Here is a 21,521-nt window from a genome sequence, read left to right as displayed (position 1 = left end):
TAGTCGATCAAACGATCGACGATGTTTATTAAGTGCACCCTTTTTTCGAAGGCCGGCTCAAGGTCCATGGATCGGCTGATCGGTGGTTGGTTTTTGCGGCTTTTTGAATAGCCTGTGATATGACCGCTCTTGATTTCCTACAGTATGGGAAGTCAAGGGCTATTCGTGTTTGTAGGATTGTTGGTCTAAGAAAATACAATAACTTACCAAAATATTGTCGATTACCATGACCGGTGTAGGGGAATTTTAACACTAGGCGTAACGTGGTTACCGATAAAGAAGCGCCTCCCGCAATTTTAGAAAGCACAAAAAAGGAGCGCTGTGATAATGACGGGCAATAACCAAGGTCCTAACCAAGAACAGGGAAAAGCAACCCCTACCGGCAGTTACTCGGCCCAGGATCTACGGCATGCTACCGATCCGATGATGCCAAGCGGCAAAACACCGGTTACCCACACATCGTCGTCGACGAATGATCCGGCCCACCATCATGACCAGCACGATCAAGTACCACGTTTTATGATTGACGAAACAGTAGCTCCGCCGGCCCACGCTGTCCATGAATGGCAGCGCGAGCATGTCGCCGGAAAGCACGATCAAGATAAAGCCGGGTACCCGCTGAATGTCATTCTTGATCCGGCCATGCGCGTCATGTACAAATCGGTCCACGACCAAGGTCTCAGCAACGTCTTTGATCGTTTCACCGAACAGGAGAAAATTCGCTGTAAGTTCTGTGTGGAAGGGCTCTCCTGTCAGCTTTGTGCCAACGGCCCTTGCCGGATATCTGATAAAGTGCAACGGGGTGTCTGCGGTGTGGACGCCGATGTGATGGTGGCCCGTAACTTTATGTACCGTCATGTCACCATCGGTACGGCTGCCAATGTGTATCATTGTCACCAAGTGGCCCGTACCTTAAAAGCCGCAGCCGAGCATCCGGAATCGGGCCTCAAAATCCGCGAACCGGAAAAGCTCCGCCACTGGGCATCCTTAGCGGGCCTCGATACCCATAAAGATACGAACGCCCTCGCCATCGACTTCGCCAACTGGGTTATCGCTGACATCTGCCGTCCCCACTACGAGCCATCGCAAACCACCGAAGCTTTTGCCCCGACAAAGCGCAAAGAATTATGGAAAAAGCTCGATCTTTTCCCCGGTGGCGCCAACGCCGAAGTGGCCATGGCGCAAACCATGTGCATGACTAATTTAAACGCCGATCCGGTGTACTTCCTTTTAAAGGCTGTTCGCCTCGGCATCGCCAACGAATATCAGGGCTTGTTGCTGCTCAATATCATCCAGGAGATCCTCATGGGCACCCAACAGCCGGTGATGAAAAAGCAAAACATGGGCCTCCTAGCGAAAGACAAAGTCAACATCATCACCAACGGTCATATGCCGCACCTGGCACACGTGTTGATTGAAGTCGCTTCGGAAGAAAAATGGCAAAACAAAGCCCGTGAAGCCGGTGCCGCAGGTTTGCAAGTGCTCGGTCACGTCTGTGAAGGCCAGCAGTTGATCAACTACAGCGGTGTGCACAATCAAACTGCCTATGCCGGTCAAGAGGGTGAATGGCTTTCAGAAGAATACCTCTTCGCGACTGGCGCTGTCGATCTTTGGACCTTTGATTACAACTGCACGGTGCCGACCTTACCGCTCTATGCCCGGCGCTACGGCACCACGATGGTTTCCGTCGATCCGGTAATCCGCATGCCCGGGACGGAAGTGTTGGAATTCCGTCCGGAAGCGATGCGCGAACAAGCGGAAAAAGCGCTGGACATGGCGATTGCATCGTTTCAAAAACGCAAAGCGGAAAACCGTGAGGTATTCATTCCGCCGTATGTTAGCGAAAAGTGTATGGTCGGCTTTTCTACCGAATCGGTGCGGGCTGCCCTCGGCGGTTCCTTCCGTCCGCTTATCGATCAAATCGCTCAGGGGAATATTCGCGGCATCGCCACTATCGTCGGTTGCACCACTGCCCGCTACGGTCAGGGTGGCAGCAACATTTATAAAATCACTGAAGGTTTGATCAAAAACAATGTGCTTGTGCTCTCCGGCGGCTGTACGTCGTCGGTCATGCAGTACACGGGCCTGACCGATCCGGCCGCCGCCGCGTATGCCGGTTCGGGGCTACGCAAGGTCTGCGAATCCTTGGGCATCCCACCGGTGCTGAACTTCGGCGCTTGTGTGGACATCGGTAAGATGACGCTGACGGCCAAGGAAATCGCTGATGAGATGAACGTCGATACGAACCAGCTGCCGCTGGTCATCGGTGCGCCTGAATATCTGGAGCAAAAAGCTGTTGCCGACGCCTGCACGGCGGTGGCGTTAGGATGGATGGTTCATGTGGCACCGGTACCATCGATCACCGGTAGTGAAGTGGTGGTTAAAACCTTAACGGAAACGACGGCCACGCTGGGCCTCGGTAAAGTGGTCGTCGAACTGGATGCGGAAAAAACTGTGCAGATTTATCTCGATGAAATTGAAGCGAAACGGCAAGCCTTGGGCTTACCGTCGGGGAATGTGCATTAATTCTGCAGGCACAACGGTAAAAAAGCGAAAGACCTTGGATCATCTGGTGATCCAAGGTCTTTTTGTTCTACAATATACTCCTTGCCCCGGCATACCTCACGGCCTATATGACCGAAGAAATCGTCAAACAAGCCGCTTTGAATCGATCTACACCGACTGCCTGCCCGGCGAGCACTTCGATCACATCATCGCTTTACCTGCCTTTGGTGCCAAAGCCGATGATATCAGCACCCCCATGCTGACCCGTGACAGTGACGGCATCGCCATGGAATACCTGCTCGGCCTGCACCCGCCGCTGAACTGGGTACTCTGGAACTTGCCGGCGGCGCCCTCCAGGTCAACGGTCAAAAAACGATCGCCACCGCCGAATTCCGCACCCGCGAAGACTGGCGCTTTGAACTGCTGCTCGCCGGTGACGATGAACACCTGCAAAAATTTCAGCAGTCCCAGCGCACCAAAGTTAAACTCAAAGAAGTGGCCGAAGTCTTTCGCGGAACTGGTGCGGCGCTACTCAGAGGAATGGTGCCAGTATCAAAAAACGATCAGTGAAGCAGAAACCCGCTGGACCGCTGTCAAAAACGATCTCTATGCCAAATTAACGTAGGAGGGAGGAGGAGATAAGAAAAGGAGGTGCGTTGCCTAAAGTCTGAACTTGTTAGGATTCCTTACAAGTTCAACGGGAAGGGAATCGGGATGTCAAAGTTACAATCTTGATAGGGTAAAATCACCTAGAAGTACTCAGTTGGAGACATGGCTTTCAGGGTAGTTTAAGTTGTCTTTGAAGCTCGACAATTCTTTCATAAGGAAGACCCGTAAGTTTCGCAATAGTTTCTAGAGGAAAACCTTCCTTTAATGCCGTGATGGCGGTTTTTTCAATACCTTGCATGATGCCTTGCTTAATCCCTTTTTCGATACCGATTTCTTCGTGTCTACGGTACAACTCTTGAAAAGCTTGCGACATATTCAGCACCTCCAGAATCTTGGATTTTTCCGGTTCAACAATATTTGAAAAGTTAGCAGCGTACATTGTACCGATCAGATAAGCACTATTATCAGTTTTTTCCCCGTCCAGCGCTTCCGTAACCGCCCAAGCCGCACGAGAACGATCACGCGGTTGCTCAAACATCATCGGTAAGAGCATGATCCGCAGCTTGTCTTGGGCATCCAACGGCCGGCGTTGCTGAATTTTTGTGAGGATTCCTTCCAACTCACGATGACCGTCAAAATGCCGGCTCAAGTGAATTACCTGCTGCTGTGTCAAGAGACTGCCTATATCCAGCGGTTCCGGCGTTTTTTGAACTCCTGCCGCATAAATGACCATGCGGCGAATCGCCTGCTTGCGTTCGGAAAATAGCTTTAAATCATAATAAGCATAGCGAATCTGGTCATCCACTGTTGGTTCACTTGACTCGAATTCCATGTGAAGCAACGTATTGTCTTCCAACGCCAATACAACATCCATATCCCGATCTTTGACTTCGATCAATGGTGCTTGTGTGCTGACAGCATCGATCACTTTCGGCAGGGTCACCCCGAAAAACGGGAGAATCTCCCCGCGAAATGTCATCGACAAAGAGCGAAGCGAAATGTCTTTATGCTGCTGGGGAATGCGAACATCACTGTCGATAAACCATCCCTCCTTAACAGTATCGCTTGCTTTGATTGTAGCATACGGAGCACTTAATTTCCATAAGATGTTATTTCGACCTTGGCTACCCCATCCCTGGACAACCATCACCACCACCCCGAATCATAACACCTATGGGAGGGTTTACCAATGGCAGTCAATTTAGAATTTGCAAACAAGGTGGAAGTGGTTATGGAGCAAACTAAATTAATGTGCCAGAACGAAAGTAAATAATCAAAAAAACTACCCATGTCCGCTGAACATGGGTAGTTTTTTTGCATTTTCAGGTCAAACGTCAGGCCAACAGTCAGTTCAACCGTTACGTCAACCACCTGGTCAATCGCCGGAAAGTAATCGGATAGGGGGCGATGCAGATCAAGATCAGGTCAACTCCTGCGAGATCCGGAAATCGGTGCGCAGTTGGTCCACGGGGCTCAAGTAGGGCTGATACCATTTTTTATTGGTCGCAATATCGGACAGTTGAAAATGCTCTTGCAGGCCCATTTCCAGGTGCCGGCTCAAGAGCATGCGCAGTTCCGGATTGGACACTTCCGTCAGCGTTTTGGCCAACATCGTAATGCCCATCTTGGAATCGGTCAGCAATTGATTGGCAATATCAAAATCCGTAACTTTCGGAGTATTTCCCATCAATTCATCGATGATGCCCATGTGGTTTCACCTCCCTGTTGGTTATTGCAGCATGCCGGTGGACTGGCAGAATTGTTGAATGTCGTTGATTTTACGCATCCGCGCATTCAAGCAGTTCGTGGTGGCCGTTTTCAGATCCGGATCTTGGATCATGGGAATGGTCGCCTTGAGTTTTTTGGCCGTCAGCACTTCACTGCGCAACAGTTCATGCAGTTCCAGCGTTTCATGAGGAGCTAAGGTTAGCATCATTTTTCACCTCCTTCCTTCATGAACGAATTCGGCTGTTGGCGAACCGTCGCCGGTCGCATCATTGAATCGGCAGATCGAGGAATCAGCAGATCGAGCAATGCTTTTGTTGGCCTTGATCGATCTGCTGAAAATTCGGTGCTTGCGGTTGGGATAAGCCAAAATATTTTTCCGGGCACTAACGCATCAGTAATAGTTTTCAATGATCGCGATCGGGTTATGCGCATGGGTGTTGCCAATGTTTTCAGCTTCATGCGGTGAAGAGCAACGGATGCCGGCGTGCTTGATCATCAGGGAGAAACCCATGGGGCATGCTAGCGTCAGGAGGTGATCACGATGAAAGACAAAAGGCAGCGGCCCGTGATTGCAGCAGGAAGCGAGGGGGAAGCGCTGGAGTCAACCATTGACGGAGCGCTGAGCGACACAGTGATTCCTTGGGAGCTTCAAAAAGGCTGGTATGATCTGGCGGCGCAGATTCGTAAAGGCGATGACGATTACGATGATAATGATGCATGGAATATGCCGACATCGGCGATGGAAGAGCGGAAGGGGCAATTTACCGAGACCATGAAGGCGTCCCTCGATAAAGAAGATGGCGTCATTGGCAACAACCGTTAATGAGGCCGTTAGGCCATAATGAAATCGAAAACCTGCGATTTCTCCTAAAAAGTGAGAATTCGCAGGTTTTTTTGTGGACAAACAGGCATGGGCAAGCACCAAGAGCGAAGGACGTACATACATTGCGAGCGGATAGAAAACCGAAGGGGAGATCAGTTTTGTTTGAACAAGTAAAGACATACTTGCATCAAAACGTATCGCTGGATCTCATCGATGGGCAGAAGCTGGCTGGCCAAATTGTTGAGGTTGACGATAACGTGTTTAGCCTGGAAACGGGGGAAGGCAAGCGCGTTGTTGCTTACAGTGATGTGGCCACCATTTGTGGTCATGCCAACTGTGTGATGAGCAAAGAGCACATGGAGTACATGGCGGCTCAGATGCAGGGCAATAGCGGTGACGATCAGGATTATGAGAGTTTGCAACGCCCCGGCTTGCCGCCGTATTTATGCCCGCAGTTTGTGTATAGCCCCTACGGGTGTCCGCAGTATCAATATGGTCCGCCCTATGGCTGCCCGCAATACCAGTACGGCCCGCCCTATGGCTGCCCACAGTACCAGTACGGCCCACCTTATGGTTGCCCGCAGTACCAATTCGGACCGCCACCCTGTCGTGAGCGTTTTGGTCCACCGCCGCCACCGTGCCGTGAACGATTTGGCCCGCCGCCACCCTGTCGTGAGCGTTTTGGCCCGCCGCCACCGTGCCGCGAACGATTTGGCCCGCCGCCGCCGCCGTGCCGTGAGCGTTTTGCCCCGCCGCCACCGTGCCGCGAACGCTTTAGCCCACCGCCACCGTGCCGTGAACGATTTGGCCCACCACCCTGTCGCCCACGATTTGTGCCTTAACTAATCATGGACGATCAAACGCTTCTCCGCCTCACACCGGAAGAATCTGAGGCATTGGCTGAAACTTTCGTAATGACGGAACCGTGCCCATCGGCAGAAGTTGCTGCTAAGGCGCACCGAGCCGACGAAGTTTCCGGCGTAGCCGAACCGGCCGGCGTTTCAGTGCGCCTCCCCATGGCCGCGATGGAATTAAATTTGACCTTCAACTGCAACCTTGCCTGTGACTACTGTTTTGTTCACAACAAAGACCCCCAAGAACGGATGAGCCTTGCGACGGCTACCCAAGCGATCGTTCTCTTAATGGACCATGCCGCCTATCCCCAGGTCACGATCACCTTGATCGGTGGGGAACCGCTGCTCGCATTTCCTTTGATTAAGCAAATCATTCCCTATGCGGAAGAAGCGGCACGAGCGCGCCATATTCAGATCAACTGGGGGATAACGACGAACGGAACGTTGCTGACGGAAGAAATCCTCCAATATTTTGCTGACCACCGCATGAATATGATGTTGAGCATCGACGGGGGACCGGAAACGCATGACCGCTACCGCCGGACGAAAAGCGGTGCCGGTACTTGGCATCGGCTTGCCGCGTTGATCCCGCTGATTCAACAGTATCGCTCATGGGTGGTGGCGCGCATGACCGTCAGCCCTGCTGCCATCGAGCAAATGGTTGATGATTTTCGGCAGATCGTTGATTTAGGGATCAATCAGGTGATCATTGCGCCGGCCCAGGGTGCAGCGCTCTGGTCATTGAAGGAAATTGAAGTGTATGGGCGCAATCTGTTGGCCATCATGGAAGAATATCATCGCCTTAAGCAGCTAGGCTATCCGATTTACATCGATGATTTTGAAAAAGAGTCCGGGCCTGATGAACGCTGGGGCTGTCACGCCGGCATCGCATCGCTGGCGGTTGCCCCGAACGGGGACCTATATCCCTGTTCGAAATTGCTGGGCCTGGCGGACGAAACCAAGCGGTGGAAGGTCGGCAATGTTCATACTTCGATTGATTATGGACGGTTGGAACCGTTGCAAGATACGGCCCAGTCGATGCCTGCGCACTGCCGACGGTGCACCCGAAAATGCTACGGCGGCTGCTACGCCGTCAATGCGGAGCAGACGGGGAATCATTTTTTGCCTTCTGAAGAAACGTGCCTCTTTTGGGTGGTGACCCGGGAAGTGCAGCGGCAGTCATCTACGATGCGCTATTCCTGTAGTTCTTGCGGGAACTGCCCGGCTATGTAGAATTTTTCTCGAACGGCACTGAAATCTTAAAAGGCACCGAATTCCAATCAACAGTCGAATCCACCGGATCACTCCGGTGGTTTTTTGGTTTTCTTTATCGTAGTAACGGTGGGATAAGCAAAGTTTTCATGCATTAATTTACCAGGTAAACGATTTTGGAGAGGAGTTTGCAGTGCTGTTGTCGAAAAAATCATTCTTCAACGTGACTGTTGAGCGAAAGGGAGAAGGACGATGGGGAAAATACTGGAGGATAAAATGGGGCAATCCCAGGACAGTGAGCTTCTTCCGGATTTTCATCTTGATGATTTCAATAGGGCATCGATCCAGAGTTACCGTGAGCGATTGGCCCTGCGCAATCCCGGTAACCCTTGGATTGAGCTGGAGACAAAAGAATTTTTATACCGCTTAGGTGCCTGGGGCAAGGTGCGTGGCAAAAGTGTTGAGGGCCCAACGTTAGCGGGCTTACTTATGTTTGGGAAATATCCATCAATTGTTGAGGCCGTTCCCGCTTATTTTTTGGATTATCGTGAAGCTGTAGCACCCCAACCGGGTGAACGATGGTCACAGCGCTTGGTATCCAATGATACCCGGACAACCAATCTGTACGAGTTTTTCTTCGCAGTCGTTCAAAAGTTGACGACCGGCATTAAGGAATCGTTGACCATCGACGGGATGGGACAGCAAGATGATGGGCTGATTCATCGGGCATTGCGGGAGGCGTTGGTCAATACGCTGGTTCACGCCGATTATTACGGGGAACAAGGCATTGTGATCCAGAAAGAGCAGATGACCTTTCGTTTTGCCAATCCCGGCAGGTTAGGCATTCCCCTGGCGCAAGCTGTGCGTGGTGGTACAAGCGAGCGCCGGAATCCCCGGCTCTATGATTTATTTCGCTGTATTGGTATCGGTGAGCGGCCCGGTTCCGGTGTCAAAAATATTTATTGGGTTTGGCAAGAGCAGCAATGGCGGGAGCCGGAACTGGTGGAGCAAGTGCACCCGGATCGGACGGTGTTGACGTTACATCAGGTTTCGCTGTTTCCGGAGCTACGTATGAATAGTAATCTGCATGTTTTACCGGTAGAGGGAACAACGTCCGCGGTCCTGTCGCTGGATCAAGAGCCGGAATTATGGCGGATTGCCAGTGGCATTCAAGAAGAAGAATGGGCGAATCAGCAGAAGCTGGAAGCAACCATCGTGGAGCTTTGTCAGCAGCGAGCGCTTTCCCTGCCCGAACTGGCGGTGCTCCTGGGACAAAGCCCGAAGGAGATGCGCCATGTGGCGCTGGCTAAGCTGCTGGAAGAAAAAAAGCTGCGGTTTTCTTTTGGTGGATCGGCAAGTCAGCCGCGGTTGGTTTACCGGGCGTTAGAAAAGGAGTAATTTGGGCAAGAAAGCCACTGGAATCATGTCCAGTGGCTTTCTTGTTGGGTGTAAAAGTATGGAAAATGGGGGAATGGCCAGCTTGCCGATACTAACTCTAGAACAACGAACATTCTTGATTGGCCGCAACGATATATTTATGGGTCTTATCGAGTCGTACAACATCCTTGTTCTGAAGAGCTTTTTCCAGCCAAAGCGATGCTTGACGTTCGATGACGTTGAGAGCAGTTGCCACCTCTTTTTTGGTGCGTGGTGTTTGCAAGACGGACTGCAGGGTGGGCCAGATTAGGTCAAAGGCATCAACATGACTTTGGCCGGAGACATTACATTGGCCGGAACCGGGGGGTGAATCGGCGCTGAGAGTCCTTGCGGTACTTGGGGTGCTTGGACTGTTTGGCTTGTTTGAATTGCCTAGGCTTTCAGCATCAGCCAAACCGTGGCTGCTTTTGTGTAACCATTTCGCCAGTCGTTCCTGACGCATACATACGACCGGGTCGGTGATAGGAATACCACCGAGGGACAGCAGTTGCAGATTGCCTTCCGGTGTTTCCTCGCCATCGCGGACAAACAGTGGCACCCATTGATGGGTTAGATTTTCGGTGGCCCCGCTCCAGGTTCCGCATTTTGATGTAGTGGAAACAACGACGGCATAATCGCTCAGCCCATAAATGTGCTTATTTCTGGCCGTAGCATTGAAGGTTTTATTGGCCGTCGTGGGCAGTACGGAAGAGAGGAGCAGCAACTTTCCCGTAAGCAACTGCTCTTGGATCGCTTTTTTGCTCACCGTTACCGCCAAGCCTTCAGGGACGATCGAGATGACAAAGCCGCCGTTTTGCAGGGACGCATTTTGGGCAATTGTTTCGAGCCCGCTTGCCCCGCCGGTAACGACAATGAGATCTTCTTTGCTGCAACGCCGTCCCAGCAGTTCGGCAAAATGGGCGCTTTTTTCATCGACTTTTCCAGAGCCGACAACGGCCACCGATGTGGCGGAAGAAAAAAGCAGATTGCGGTTGCCGGAACCAAAAAGAACGAGAGGACTTTTCGGGCCAAGGCGTTTTTTGAGTTTGGCCGGATAGTCTTTTTCGGCGAGGGTCGTTATCCATATCCCTGAACTCGAGAGCATTTCCAACTCGACCAATAGCTTGCTTTGGCGAGACAGCAGAAATTCGATACGAGCGCTTTCGGCAGCGTCCATGCCGAGCGTTGTCATCCAATCGGCCGGTGTAAGTTTCAAGAACGCCTGGGGGTGAAGTTGACTGTTGCGTAGGCGTTGCGACAGTTTGTCCCATTCGGGCGGGGTAAGGGGTTTTTGATTTTTGGCTTGGCGATTCGGTAATGCCAGACTCGTACAAAGAAGCAGGAGCGCTACACTGTCAACCGACAATCGCTCTTTCATGAATGAACATCTCCTCAATATGCCAAGGCGAAGTGTTAAGGACGTCATCGTAGCAAGAACGGTGAGCGAGTAGCAGAAAAAACATCAGCAAGAATCATCAACCGCAGCCATGACCGGCTGTAGCAAATTGACCGTTCAAGTGTGTGAAAAAGCCACTGGCATTGCAGTGGCTTTTTTTATATCTGGGAAACTTTTTCTTACCCCCGGTACGCGTTTGCTTATCCCCGGGAAACTGGCTTAATAAAGTTCCGCTTCCGTAACCCGTTCCAACGTGACTTTGGGTACCTCACGGTAAATCCGCGAAAAGGCTTCAAAATCCATCGGTTTCGGCAGCACACCGTCTTCTTGGGGCAGCCGGGCAACGATATCTTGGAAGAGTTTATCGTAGGGGGCTTGATCGCTGATCAATTCAAAAGCAGCGTTCAATTTGGCTACTTCGGGATTGTTGGGGATTCGGGCCAAGACATTGATACCGACGCGCTCGCAGAACTGCTCGGCATAGCCGGTGCCATCGTCTTTGTTGATGATCATGCCCATGATTCGCGATTTGCCGCCCAGCTTGGCAAAAGAGGAAACGGCCGTACAGATATTGTTGGCTACGTAGAGCGACTGGTGATCGTTGCCGGCCACCAAGATGATCGACTTGGCGATCGATTTGCTGATCGGCACACCAAAGCCGCCGCAAACGACGTCGCCGAGGAAGTCGAGAAAAACATAATCAAAGCGCCATTTGTAGAGCCCCATGCGTTCCAGAATCTCAAAGCCCAGGGAAATCCCTCGGCCGCCGCAACCGATGGCCACTTCGGGACCGCCGATTTCCAGCGCGTGGACGCCGCGGCTTTTGAAGATGATATCTTCCACACGCGGTGCCGGATCGACATCATCCGATTCTGCTTGCAGTTGCGCCCAGTAATCAAGCATGGTAGGCAGGTTGACGCCGTTAAACAGAATGACTGTCGAGTCGTGTTTCGGGTCACAGCCGATTTGCAGGACTCGTTTGTTCATCCGGGCAGCACTGTTTGAGAGGTTCGAGATCACAAAGCTTTTGCCGCTGCCGCCTTTGCCATAGACGGCATAGAAGTTCTTTTCAGACATTCCAACAACTCCTGTACGTTAATCATCGGCGACCCGATGGGATTGGTTATTTTAGGAACGAGGAACCAGGCCTTGGCTCGGCGATAAAGTTACTTGCCTAATTCGCTTAACTGCCGCTTTAAGCCGAGCAAGACAAGGCCGTTGGTGATCGTCAGTCCTGCTTCGGAGATGCCGTGAAGCCAGTCCACTTTGCCCAAGGTCGGTGCGCCGAGCACTTGAGTGGCGTAGAATCCGGTGCCGGCCGTAAAAAAGATAAAGCCAATCAAGGCATGAAAGCCACGGTAGGTGGTGAAGTTGATCACTTCCGGGTGGGTCTTTCGTACTTTATGCATGACATAAAGAAAGTAGATATACGGAAAAATCGAAAGGGTCATCAAGGCTTCTGAAAGACTAGACATGGGTTTGGGTGCCCCCTTTCGCTTCGTTGACACCGGTAGCAGGCAGGGAGCGAATCAAGAAGAAGGCCCAGATGCCAAAGGCGCAGCTGCCCATCAGCGTCAGGTAGCTTTGGGCATCACTCAACCATTGCAGCGTGTCTAAGGTGAGGTGATACCAGATGGCAAAAAAGCCGCTAATCAAGTAGGGCACCATGGCCCAGGGCATAAGCATGAGCATGCGGTTGTTCAGCTTTTGGCCCACACGGTAGAACAAAACCATGGCCAAGCCCCATTCCACGATACTGCCGATATGGACGATCCAGGTGGGAAGGGAAAGTAGTCCTAGCACAGGCTTCACTCCTGCCGTTAGCGCTTAAAGCGCGCAAAGATCACGTCGATGTCGTCGGGGGTAACGGTGTCGCGGTACTGTTCTTTAACCAGTTTTTCGCTTTCCACTTTGAGCATTTTGGAGGCGCTGACGCGGACGAAGAAGGGGATCTTTTTCAGCACCACGTCCATGTGCTTAAGCGCTTCATCGCTCCAACGCACTTCGCGGGCGACGGCTTGGCCCAACAACTGTTGTTCCCATTCGACGCGGGCTTTGTCGCGCTCGCTGCGGCGTTTCGCTTTGTCACTGCTGTACTCAATGTGGATGTGGCTGTAGAGGATGTCAAACAGTTCATTGCTGACGATTTGGATAAGGTACACGGCGCCGGCAAAGCCCATGTACGGTGTGCCGGTGGAACGGCAGACGATCGGCATGGGATGGGCGCAGGGGATAAAGCGGGTGGAAAGACTGTTTTCAGTGATGTAGATCTTTTCGTTGATACAGCCGAAAAAGAGCGTCGGCGGTGTTTCCAAGAGGGAGGCTTTGATATCCATGGCGTTTTTGGTGCGCCAGCGGTCGGTTTTGACGCCGCTCATGTCGCACGTAAAGCCGAGTTCATCTTTGAAAAATGCGGTCAGGCCTTCGGCGTAGGTTTTATGGGCATAGACGCCAAAGGAACTGGTGCGGAAAATGTCTTGGTGGGGCGAGCGCCAGACATCCCAGAAGCCTTGCAAGGTTGTGGCTTTTTCCTGCGCGATAAAAGCGCGGGCGGACTCTTCCAGGCCGAGGGCTTGGCTCAGTTCGAGCAGGAATTTTTCAGTGGCGCGGAGACCGATGGGCGCTTGAAAAGCCGGTTTGCCCATGGCGTTGGCCAGTTTTTGGCCGTATTCCTGGTACATGAGGACGTTGGCGTCGGCGTCGTCGAGACGGACCATGTCGCCGATGTGGCAGTCAAAAGGAAAAGCCACGTTGACTTCGGCGCCGATGCCGGTGATCAGCCGTTTGATTTCGGCAAAGTCGGCATAGGAATTGAAGTTGCCAAAGGTGGGGCCGATGATGTTGACCAGCGGCTTGTCGGTTGCTTTTTTGGGCTGCGCCGGGAAGGTGGGGCGCACTTTTTGATAGAGGTAGTGCAGCACTTCGTCACGGGCCGTATAGTCGTCGGTGTCCAGGGAGCGGGTAGCCATGTACCAGATCCGCTTGCCGTTGATTTCGGCTTCGAGCATGGACGCTTCGCTGGAGATGATCTCGCTTTCCTGGCAGGACAGGATAAACAGTTGATCGTAACGGTCGATCAGTTCGCCGCAGAGCTTTTGCAGCTTATGGAGCGTGCCGTCGAGGGCCACGTCGCTTTCGATGATGTGGGTAGCATGGACATTTTGTAAGTACGGGATGGAGTCGGTATAGTTAAGGGCCGAGTCTACCGGCACGTAGTGACAGCCGATGGGGCCGTCGATGATGATACAGTGGTTGCCTTTCATGGGGGCGAGGACGGCCAACGCGCCCCAGTAGCCATTGGCCATATCGACATCGCGCATCATTTGCATGGTCGGACTAATCTCCTTTATCGGTGTTCGCTTATGGTTAGCCTTTGGCGCCCGGGCAACAGGCGCAAAGGTGCTCGTCCACTTCAGCGACGGGCAGGGAACGAGGCATATCAAAATCTTGGAAGAAGGAACGGATGTTATGGACGGCCGGACGGGTTGCGATCAAACGGTGCATCAGTTCCAGCACGTTTTCCGCGCCATGGGCGAGGTACATGGGGCGGGAGGCGATCAGGTTGGTGAAATACACCGAAACCATGCCCAACTCTTTGCCCATACCGGCGACGTCGGTAGCAGCCAGCGATACGTCCGGTTGATGCTTTTTAATCGCCACAAAATCGTCAGCGGCCGATTTGCGGAATTTGATCTCTTGGACACCGTGCTCTTTCAGCCAGGTGATATCAGGCTCGCAAAGGGGCGATTTGCCGATGGACGTGGACACATAGGTCACCTTAGCTCCGGCTTCGATCAGGAGGCGGGCGATAGAGAATTCAAAGCCTTCATACCCGGCCACGACGATTTTGACGCCTTTGAGATTGAGAGGACCGTCGAGGATCTTTTGCACGGCATCCCGTTCTTCCCGGGCGACTTTTTCGGCCAGCTGGGCATCGACGTCGGTTTTTTCGGCGAGCGCTTTGATCCAGTTGTAGGTGCCTTCGGCGCCGACGGGGGCGCTGGTGACGTGGTTGATGCCCACTTCTTCGAATTGACGCATGGAGCGGGTGTAGAAGGGATGGAGGCAAGCCATGGTTGAGACGTTGAGGGCTTTGCGGAAATCGTTGATGTCTTTGCTGGGTACGTGGGCGCGATATTTGAGGCCGAGTTTTTCGGCGAGATGTTCAATGGCGATGGAGTCGGAAGGGAACACTTCGCCGATGGAGGCGATGCTTTTCGGCTCCCGCAGCTTGTGATCACCGTTTTGCTTGAGTTTTTTGAAGATGCCTTCCAGGGTGACGTCTTTGGCTTCGGCGTGACTGCGGGTGCCGAAACCGGTGATACGCAGCGGAATGATCTCGGGCATCTGGCGAGCCATTTCGTCGACGTCGATACCGACGGTGGTGGCGACGCAAAGGTTGATGACGGGAACGAATTCCGGTTTTTCTTCTTCGATGAGCTGTTTCAAGGCCGCCATCAAGTTATGTTGGAGGTTTTTGTCGGTAAAATCGATGGAATTCAGCAGGGGAGCGTAGATCGATTTGCGGGCGGCATAAAAGTGGGCCAGAAAGTTCAGGCCGTAATAGCAACCGTGGTTGCCAAGCAGTACCGGTAAAAAGCCTTCGAGGCGGGTTAGCACGCGCAGGCCGCCGAAGGCGGGACAGGGGCTTTGGGTGGCAACTTTGATCGACTTGATCGGTTCCATGGTCTATCTCCTTTGCTGAGCAAGATGTGAAATCAACAGAGGCGACGTGTCCCAAGAAGGGCGCGACGCGTGAACGCACAAGTGTCTATGATAACTATAAACGAACAGTCTGAAAATGCAAGAATAATGTCCCGATTACCGCCTTTTGACTCTGTGCGGGGTGGGACGAGGAGTGATCATTTTTTTCTTGTTTTGGTTTACACTAGTAAGCAGGAAGGATTGAGAGTTGGAATGCTGTAAAGTAAATGGGGTTAGATGATGCCGTATATTATTCATCGAAACCGGCGAATCTTTTTTGAGGAACGCGGTGACGGTGCACCGCTGCTGTTGATCCACGGGGTGGCGGTCAGTCACAAGATGTGGGCGCCGCAACTGGCGGTGTTGGCGCGATCATACCGGGTGATTGCGCCGGATTTGCGTGGAGCCGGGAAGTCCTCAGGGTTGTCCTGGCAAAGCCGGGTGGCCGATCTGGTGGCCGATTTGATTGCGCTGCTCGATAGGCTGGCGATTGAGCAAGTGGCCGTCTGCGGGTTGTCTTTTGGCGGCGTTGTGGCGCAGGAATTGGTCCTGCGTTACCCGGAGCGGTGTGCCATGCTGGTCTTAGTCGATACGTTTAGTGAACTCCGGCCGGGTATAAGCCAGGAGGGGGCCTTGTGGCTGGCCACATGGCTGGGGGTACCGCTGTTTCTGATGCCCAAGCGCTGGATGTTGGCGCGGATGAAGGAGAGCTACGGGAAATGGCCTGTGGCTTGCCGTTGTTTGACTGCCGAGATTCCGAAAATTCGCGGCATGGAAGCGGTCAAGATGCGCTGGATGATGCGTGGATTGCGATTAACGCCCCGGTTGGCCGCGATTCACTGTCCTTGTTTAGGCATCGTCGGCGGCAATACGGCGCTGGGGATCGCGTTGATGCGACGGGTGATCGAAGCGATTCCCGGCGCTAAGCTGCGCGTTGTTCCCCATGCCTTTGATCCGACGTCGCTGTGCCAGCCGGCGATCTTTAATCGGTTAGTCGATGAATTTTTAGCGCCCTGGCAGGAACGCTGGGCTGCTCGTTCAAGTGAAAGGTTTCTCAGGAAAATATCGGCGCGCGCAAGGAATCGGCAGAGTATATGTCGAAGTAGGTGGGAACCATCTTTTATTACGTTAGGAGTGGGGCAGCGAAACGCGAAGGATGGTGCGGAGAGGTGAGGATATGCGCAGATCGGTGGATGTGGAAGAAATCGCGCAAGACATCCTGAATGAGATCGGGGAACGTTATCTGGAAGAGATTGAAGCTGCGATTGCACTCATGGATGATGGTAATAATGGGGAAATGAACGCGGTGTTGCTCTACGGTATTGTGTCGAGTTTGAAATGTCATACGGAGCGCTTTGCGATTCGATTGGTGCAAAAAGTGGTTGATGAACTGGAGCGAACCAAGGGAATATAAGAAGGCCTGTCGGGCTGGGTGATGACCGAAACTGATTTTTCGGTCATCGCCGGGAGCCGGCAGGCCTTTGGCTTTTTTCTGGATTCTTCGTGTTCTGGGTCTTCGTGAAAGGGTCAGTATGGCGATGTCGTCATGTTCGAAGATCAATAGTCGGTGCGGTTCATCTGGTCAGCAAAGGCTTGGATGCGCTCTAAGGAGATGGTGGAATGGTCAGTGGTGACGTTCGTTACGGAGCTTAATTTCAAGCGCTCCCACAATCCGAGTTGGCTGCGAATGATGCGGCCGCCGAAGTTGTCGACAGCGACGCTTTTTTTCAGCAGCGGTTCGGGAAAGGCTTTATAGAGCTGTTCGAGCGAACGCGGACCTTCCTGGAGTCCGCAAACATAAAGGCCGACCCGTTTGCGCATCATGTCTTGAAAGTTAGAAAGCATAAAATCTTTGATTTCACGGGATTGGATGACGTCACCGCCGTAGATCGGAAAGCCCAGGATGACCCGTTGGAAGGGCACGGTGATGGCTTTGGCGCGATCGGCTGCGATATCGATCAACTCGGCAGGACCGTTGAGTTTCTCGGCCAGCAAGCGAGCACATTCGGCGGTGGCGCCATGCCGGGTCATGTAGGCGATGATGGTATTCATGAAAGCAAACCCCCGTGTGAATAGTTACCGTAACAATAGCATTGATGGGGGGCGGTTGGCAAGTGTTCGACGGCTGCAGTGCCGTTGTAGCGAGTGGTACGCTGGGTATTTTTTGTGAGTTGATGCGTATGTATCGTAGTAATATCAAGCAGGAGAAGGTGTGAACGCTTGGCTGCTGTGGTACTGGTTACGCATCCATGGAATGAGCATGAATTGCAAAGTGCTTTTCCCTGGTCGCGCTTTGTCCATCCGGGCCTGCTGACCCGTGTGCTCCCCTTTTTTGCTCCCTTTGAGATGGCCCATGTGCATGTGGGCATGAACGGTGATCACTGGCTCCAGGGGCGGGTGATCACTTGTCCAAGTACGTTGCTTCCCTGGCAATCGCCGTCGATCCAAACGATGGCGGCGCAGATCCATCAAGCGTGCTTGTGGGCGGTGCAACAGGGTGTCCGGGTGATTGGCCTGGGCGGAATGCTCCGGCATCTCTGCCAGCACTGGTCGGGGCTGCCTGGCGCGGAGTGGAGCATGGCGCAACGCTATTCGGTGCCGGTGGTGACGGGAAGTGCCTATACGGTCAGTACGACGCTGGCAACACTGCGCAAGTGGCTGCGGTTTTATGGAAAGCGTCCGTCGTCCTGTTCGGTGGTGCTGGTGGCCGGAGCGGCCGGTTCCTTTGCCGTAGGGGCCTTGGATGCGATTTTGATTCGTATGCTGGCGCGGGAGATGCGGGAATTGACGCTGGTCATGCCGGGTCAACAGCGTCATCGGGGATTGGAGCGATTAGGGTATCGCATTTTGCTGGAAAGTGGTGTCGCCGTCAGTTGTTCCGGGCAAGTGGAGGCGGCAGTGCGTAAGGCCGATGTGATTGTGCTGGCCGGGGCGTCCGATGGCTGGGAACAACCAGGCATGAACGGGTGGGCCGGCGGGGAAGGGCGGTTCGGCCATGATGATTGGCTGGGCGGGGTAGCGCCGGACGCGATCATATGCCATTTTGCCGATCATGCGCCGATTTCCCGGTACATTCACGCACGGCGTCCGGAATTGCTGTTGATTCATGGCCAGCGCGTCAGTATGCCGGCGAGTATGACCTATCAAGGGCGCAGTTTTGCCCAGCCGGGCTGGGTGGACGCAGCTTTGATCGAAGCGATTTTGCTGGCGAAAGAACATCGCCATGAATGTTTTTCGTTGGGTGGGGAATTATCTATGGAGCAAGTGAGCGCGATGCAAGTCCTTGCACAAAAACACGATTTTCAGGCGGAAGCTGGAAAGTTGGGCGGACGAATGGATGTGGCGTAGCAGTAGACAGGAGTAGAAATTAATGTTGACAATTATTTGTAGCATCGATATAATACGAGGAAGATTTTTTGCATGAAAGCACTGCCTGGACACGTTCCGATGTGTCTGGACGCAGTGCTTATTGCGTATGGATGTCTCACTTTACTGATGGGGTAAAAGTGAGGTTGAAGTTAGGGTTGTATTTGTCATTGCATAAGTAATCGTAGCATCTCATATCTTCCTAACATTAAAAAATAAAGTGGGGGAGCACACATGGGAGAAAAAGCTGTTATACTGACGGCAGATGGCTTGCAAAAGCTCGAGGATGAACTGGATGAGTTGAAGTCACATCGCCGTGGACAGGTTGCTGAGCGTATCAAACAAGCGATTGATTATGGTGATATCAGTGAAAACTCGGAGTATGAAGATGCCAAAAATGAGCAGGCTTTTGTGGAAGGCCGGATCATTCAGCTAGAAAAGATGATTCGTAATGCTCAGGTGATCGAAGCCAGCAATGTTCAGACGGATGTTGTGGCCATTGGATCCCGGGTATTGCTCAAGGACATGGATGATGACGAGGAAATTGAATACATGATCGTTGGTTCAGCCGAAGCAGACCCGGGTAAGCATCGCATCTCAAACGCTTTGCCGGTCGGCAAAGCGTTGCTGGGGCAGCGCAAAGGGGCCGTAGTGGAGATTCAAGTGCCGGCGGGCAAGATCCAGTACAAAGTTCTCGACATCAATAAGTAGTAAGTAGTGCACAAATGACCCCCATGGCCAGGCGTCCCCTGGCCTTTTTGACGATTTCGAGGAGGACAAGCGTACAATGGATACGGAAAAAAACGAAGTAAAAGCAGAATCGAAAAATGATTTGATGCGTGTTCGCTTGGAAAAACTGGCGGAACTGCGCAGCGCCGGTGTCGACCCCTTTGGGTCGCGCTTTGAGACAAGTCATCATGCTGCGGACATTCGTGATCAATTCGAGGCCATGGAAAATCAAACGGTGCGCATTGCCGGACGGATGATGGCCAAGCGCCATCAAGGCAAAGCGGGCTTTGCTAATGTGCAGGACTTGTCAGGGTCGATACAAATTTACGTGCGCCGCGATGCCGTCGGCGATGCTGCTTTTGATTTGTTTGTCAAAGCCGACATTGGCGATATCTATGGTGTCGAAGGTCATGTATTTCGCACCCAAAAAGGCGAAATCTCGGTGTGGGTAAAGTCCTTTGTGCTTTTGACAAAGTCGCTCCATCCGCTGCCGGAAAAATGGCATGGCCTGAAGGATGTGGAGTTGCGCTATCGCCAGCGCTATGTCGATCTGATCGTCAATCCCGACGTCAAGCGGACCTTTGTCTTGCGGAGCAAGATCATTCGTGCCGTTCGCCGTTATCTCGATGAGCAGCGGTTTTTGGAAGTGGAAACACCGGTGCTGCATTCGATTGCCGGAGGTGCTACGGCCCGTCCTTTCATTACGCATCACAACGCGCTGGACATGGAGCTTTATATGCGGATCGCCTTGGAACTGCATCTGAAGCGTTTGATCGTGGGCGGGTTGGAACGGGTCTATGAGATTGGGCGGATCTTCCGTAATGAAGGCATTTCGACGCGCCATAATCCCGAATTCACCATGGTTGAGATCTATCAAGCCTTTGGTGACTTTAATGATATGATGGAGCTCACGGAAAATATGGTGGCCTACGTGGCGCAAGAAGTGCTGGGCACGACGAAGGTTCCTTATCAAGGGGAAATCATCGATTTGACGCCACCCTGGAAACGCCTCAACATGCTCGATGCGATCAAGCAATTTGCCGGTGTTGACTTTACGGTGCTGGAGACGGCGGAAGCGGCGCTGGCAGCGGCACGGGCGGCCGGTGTTTTTGTTGCCGATGGTGCTTCCCGAGGGGATATCATCAATGAGGTCTTTGAAGAAAAAGTAGAACCGCATTTGATACAACCGCACTTCATTACGGGCCATCCTGTGGAGATTTCGCCATTGGCCAAACGCAACAGTGACGATCCGCGGTACACCGATCGCTTCGAAGTGTTTATCACCAGTCGTGAATTAGGCAATGCCTTCTCGGAGTTGAATGATCCCATCGATCAACGGGAGCGCTTTGAAAAGCAACTGGCCCTGCGTGCGGCCGGTGATGACGAAGCGCATATGATGGATGAAGATTTCTTGACTGCCCTCGAATATGGCATGCCGCCTACCGGTGGCTTAGGTATCGGGATCGATCGATTGGTTATGCTGCTGACTGATTCCCCGTCGATTCGTGATGTGATTTTGTTTCCCACGATGCGTCACCGCGAAGATTAGAGGCTTGGCGGGATTAGCGCCTTGCGGGAAGAGTAGCGCTTCGGTGGTTATTAGCGTCCTGCGAGATGGTGCGCATCTTGCGGGACGTTATTTATTTTTTGCGATTTATAAAAAAAGGTGTTGACGTCTCCTGGACGTTATGATACTATACTTCTTGCCGGTGCGCGGTGATTCGAGAGAAAGCAACAAGCATCGACAAACTTGGTCCTTGAAAATCAAACAGTTGAAAAAGCGTGATAACCTTTTTAATGAAATTCCAGTTAGTAAGTAAACGAGCTTGACTCGAACACTTCATAATTTTATGGAGAGTTTGATCCTGGCTCAGGACGAACGCTGGCGGCATGCCTAACACATGCAAGTCGAACGGAACATCAAAGCTTCGGTGGCGATGTTTAGTGGCGGACGGGTGAGTAACGCGTGGATCATCTACCTCGGTGTGGGGAATAACAGCCCGAAAGGGCTGCTAATACCGCATAATATCCTTCGGGATCAAAGGCTTTGGCCGCATCGAGATGAGTCTGCGTCCGATTAGCTAGTTGGTGGGGTAAGAGCCTACCAAGGCGACGATCGGTAGCCGGCCTGAGAGGGCGAACGGCCACACTGGGACTGAGACACGGCCCAGACTCCTAC

Annotated in this window: 21 protein-coding genes and 1 rRNA gene; 12 read left to right on the top strand and 10 right to left on the bottom strand. The window is 52.6% G+C overall.

Annotated elements, in window-relative coordinates; translation table 11 throughout:
• The first annotated feature begins 423 nt into the window (after positions 1 to 423).
• Positions 424 to 2,526: an anaerobic carbon-monoxide dehydrogenase catalytic subunit gene (gene cooS / locus EDD73_RS01825; protein WP_131918127.1), complete on the top strand. Its 2,103-nt coding sequence runs from the start codon at positions 424 to 426 to the stop codon at positions 2,524 to 2,526.
• Complete coding sequence (locus EDD73_RS01820) at positions 2,471 to 3,130, top strand: hypothetical protein (RefSeq protein ID WP_131917990.1); 660 nt, start codon at positions 2,471 to 2,473, stop codon at positions 3,128 to 3,130. The genes cooS and EDD73_RS01820 overlap by 56 nt, the downstream gene beginning before the upstream one ends.
• Positions 3,131 to 3,283: 153 nt before the next feature.
• Here EDD73_RS01820 and EDD73_RS01815 read toward each other — a convergent pair whose 3' ends face one another.
• The 3 genes from EDD73_RS01815 to EDD73_RS01805 all read right to left on the bottom strand — a co-directional run bounded on the left by EDD73_RS01815 (position 3,284) and on the right by EDD73_RS01805 (position 5,047).
• Positions 3,284 to 4,261 (bottom strand): hypothetical protein, encoded by a 978-nt coding sequence (locus EDD73_RS01815; protein ID WP_131917989.1) that lies wholly within the window; start codon positions 4,259 to 4,261, stop codon positions 3,284 to 3,286.
• 273 nt (positions 4,262 to 4,534) lie between these two features.
• Positions 4,535 to 4,822 carry a spore coat protein gene (locus EDD73_RS01810; protein WP_131917988.1) on the bottom strand — a complete coding sequence of 96 codons (288 nt, stop codon included), beginning with the start codon at positions 4,820 to 4,822 and terminating at the stop codon, positions 4,535 to 4,537.
• Positions 4,823 to 4,843: 21 nt separating this feature from the next.
• Positions 4,844 to 5,047 (bottom strand): hypothetical protein, encoded by a 204-nt coding sequence (locus tag EDD73_RS01805; RefSeq protein WP_165876259.1) that lies wholly within the window; start codon positions 5,045 to 5,047, stop codon positions 4,844 to 4,846.
• Positions 5,048 to 5,383: 336 nt separating this feature from the next.
• On the opposite strand from EDD73_RS01805, the gene EDD73_RS01800 reads away from it, so the two are divergent.
• From EDD73_RS01800 to EDD73_RS01785, 4 genes are all read left to right on the top strand, one after another.
• On the top strand, positions 5,384 to 5,665 hold the full coding sequence (locus tag EDD73_RS01800) for a hypothetical protein (RefSeq protein WP_131917986.1): 282 nt from the start codon (positions 5,384 to 5,386) through the stop codon (positions 5,663 to 5,665).
• A gap of 158 nt (positions 5,666 to 5,823) precedes the next feature.
• A complete protein-coding gene (locus EDD73_RS01795) occupies positions 5,824 to 6,507 on the top strand; it encodes an LSm family protein (RefSeq protein WP_131917985.1) in 684 nt (227 codons plus the stop codon).
• Between the two features lie 54 nt (positions 6,508 to 6,561).
• Positions 6,562 to 7,752 carry a radical SAM/SPASM domain-containing protein gene (locus tag EDD73_RS01790; RefSeq protein WP_165876258.1) on the top strand — a complete coding sequence of 397 codons (1,191 nt, stop codon included), beginning with the start codon at positions 6,562 to 6,564 and terminating at the stop codon, positions 7,750 to 7,752.
• 231 nt (positions 7,753 to 7,983) lie between these two features.
• Complete coding sequence (locus EDD73_RS01785) at positions 7,984 to 9,129, top strand: ATP-binding protein (protein WP_131917983.1); 1,146 nt, start codon at positions 7,984 to 7,986, stop codon at positions 9,127 to 9,129.
• Positions 9,130 to 9,226: 97 nt separating this feature from the next.
• Here the strand turns inward: EDD73_RS01785 and EDD73_RS01780 are convergent, their stop codons facing one another.
• The 6 genes from EDD73_RS01780 to EDD73_RS01755 all read right to left on the bottom strand — a co-directional run bounded on the left by EDD73_RS01780 (position 9,227) and on the right by EDD73_RS01755 (position 15,229).
• Positions 9,227 to 10,525 carry a DNA-processing protein DprA gene (locus tag EDD73_RS01780; protein ID WP_165876257.1) on the bottom strand — a complete coding sequence of 433 codons (1,299 nt, stop codon included), beginning with the start codon at positions 10,523 to 10,525 and terminating at the stop codon, positions 9,227 to 9,229.
• A 237-nt stretch (positions 10,526 to 10,762) separates the two neighbouring features.
• On the bottom strand, positions 10,763 to 11,620 hold the full coding sequence (locus tag EDD73_RS01775; protein ID WP_131917981.1) for a chlorophyllide a reductase iron protein subunit X: 858 nt from the start codon (positions 11,618 to 11,620) through the stop codon (positions 10,763 to 10,765).
• A gap of 89 nt (positions 11,621 to 11,709) precedes the next feature.
• On the bottom strand, positions 11,710 to 12,018 hold the full coding sequence (locus EDD73_RS01770) for a DUF3593 domain-containing protein (RefSeq protein ID WP_131917980.1): 309 nt from the start codon (positions 12,016 to 12,018) through the stop codon (positions 11,710 to 11,712).
• The gene (locus EDD73_RS01765; RefSeq protein ID WP_165876256.1) at positions 12,011 to 12,346 is read right to left on the bottom strand and encodes a DUF2499 domain-containing protein; all 336 of its coding nucleotides are present in this window, start codon (positions 12,344 to 12,346) and stop codon (positions 12,011 to 12,013) included. Before EDD73_RS01765 ends, EDD73_RS01770 begins: the two co-directional genes overlap by 8 nt.
• 17 nt (positions 12,347 to 12,363) lie before the next feature.
• Entirely contained in the window at positions 12,364 to 13,872 is a 1,509-nt protein-coding gene (locus EDD73_RS01760; RefSeq protein WP_131917978.1) for a nitrogenase component 1, read from the bottom strand.
• A gap of 37 nt (positions 13,873 to 13,909) precedes the next feature.
• Complete coding sequence (locus EDD73_RS01755; protein WP_131917977.1) at positions 13,910 to 15,229, bottom strand: nitrogenase component 1; 1,320 nt, start codon at positions 15,227 to 15,229, stop codon at positions 13,910 to 13,912.
• A gap of 258 nt (positions 15,230 to 15,487) precedes the next feature.
• Between EDD73_RS01755 and EDD73_RS01750 the strand changes: the two genes are divergently transcribed.
• Both EDD73_RS01750 and EDD73_RS01745 read left to right on the top strand, forming a co-directional pair.
• Positions 15,488 to 16,420: an alpha/beta fold hydrolase gene (locus tag EDD73_RS01750; RefSeq protein WP_165876255.1), complete on the top strand. Its 933-nt coding sequence runs from the start codon at positions 15,488 to 15,490 to the stop codon at positions 16,418 to 16,420.
• 4 nt (positions 16,421 to 16,424) lie between these two features.
• Positions 16,425 to 16,661, top strand: coding sequence for a hypothetical protein (locus EDD73_RS01745; RefSeq protein WP_131917975.1), 237 nt, complete (start codon positions 16,425 to 16,427; stop codon positions 16,659 to 16,661).
• 143 nt (positions 16,662 to 16,804) lie between these two features.
• Here the strand turns inward: EDD73_RS01745 and EDD73_RS01740 are convergent, their stop codons facing one another.
• Positions 16,805 to 17,299, bottom strand: coding sequence for a flavodoxin domain-containing protein (locus tag EDD73_RS01740; protein WP_131917974.1), 495 nt, complete (start codon positions 17,297 to 17,299; stop codon positions 16,805 to 16,807).
• Positions 17,300 to 17,467: 168 nt separating this feature from the next.
• Between EDD73_RS01740 and EDD73_RS01735 the strand changes: the two genes are divergently transcribed.
• From EDD73_RS01735 to EDD73_RS01720, 4 genes are all read left to right on the top strand, one after another.
• Entirely contained in the window at positions 17,468 to 18,595 is a 1,128-nt protein-coding gene (locus EDD73_RS01735) for a hypothetical protein (protein ID WP_131917973.1), read from the top strand.
• A 252-nt stretch (positions 18,596 to 18,847) separates the two neighbouring features.
• On the top strand, positions 18,848 to 19,324 hold the full coding sequence (greA, locus tag EDD73_RS01730) for a transcription elongation factor GreA (RefSeq protein WP_131917972.1): 477 nt from the start codon (positions 18,848 to 18,850) through the stop codon (positions 19,322 to 19,324).
• A 76-nt stretch (positions 19,325 to 19,400) separates the two neighbouring features.
• Positions 19,401 to 20,891: a lysine--tRNA ligase gene (lysS, locus tag EDD73_RS01725; protein WP_131917971.1), complete on the top strand. Its 1,491-nt coding sequence runs from the start codon at positions 19,401 to 19,403 to the stop codon at positions 20,889 to 20,891.
• A 298-nt stretch (positions 20,892 to 21,189) separates the two neighbouring features.
• Positions 21,190 to 21,521 (top strand): 16S ribosomal RNA (locus tag EDD73_RS01720); the annotation flags it as partial.

Source organism: Heliophilum fasciatum (genome assembly GCF_004341395.1).
Taxonomy (GTDB): domain Bacteria; phylum Bacillota; class Desulfitobacteriia; order Heliobacteriales; family Heliobacteriaceae; genus Heliophilum; species Heliophilum fasciatum.
This window is presented reverse-complemented; position numbering and strand designations above follow the sequence as displayed.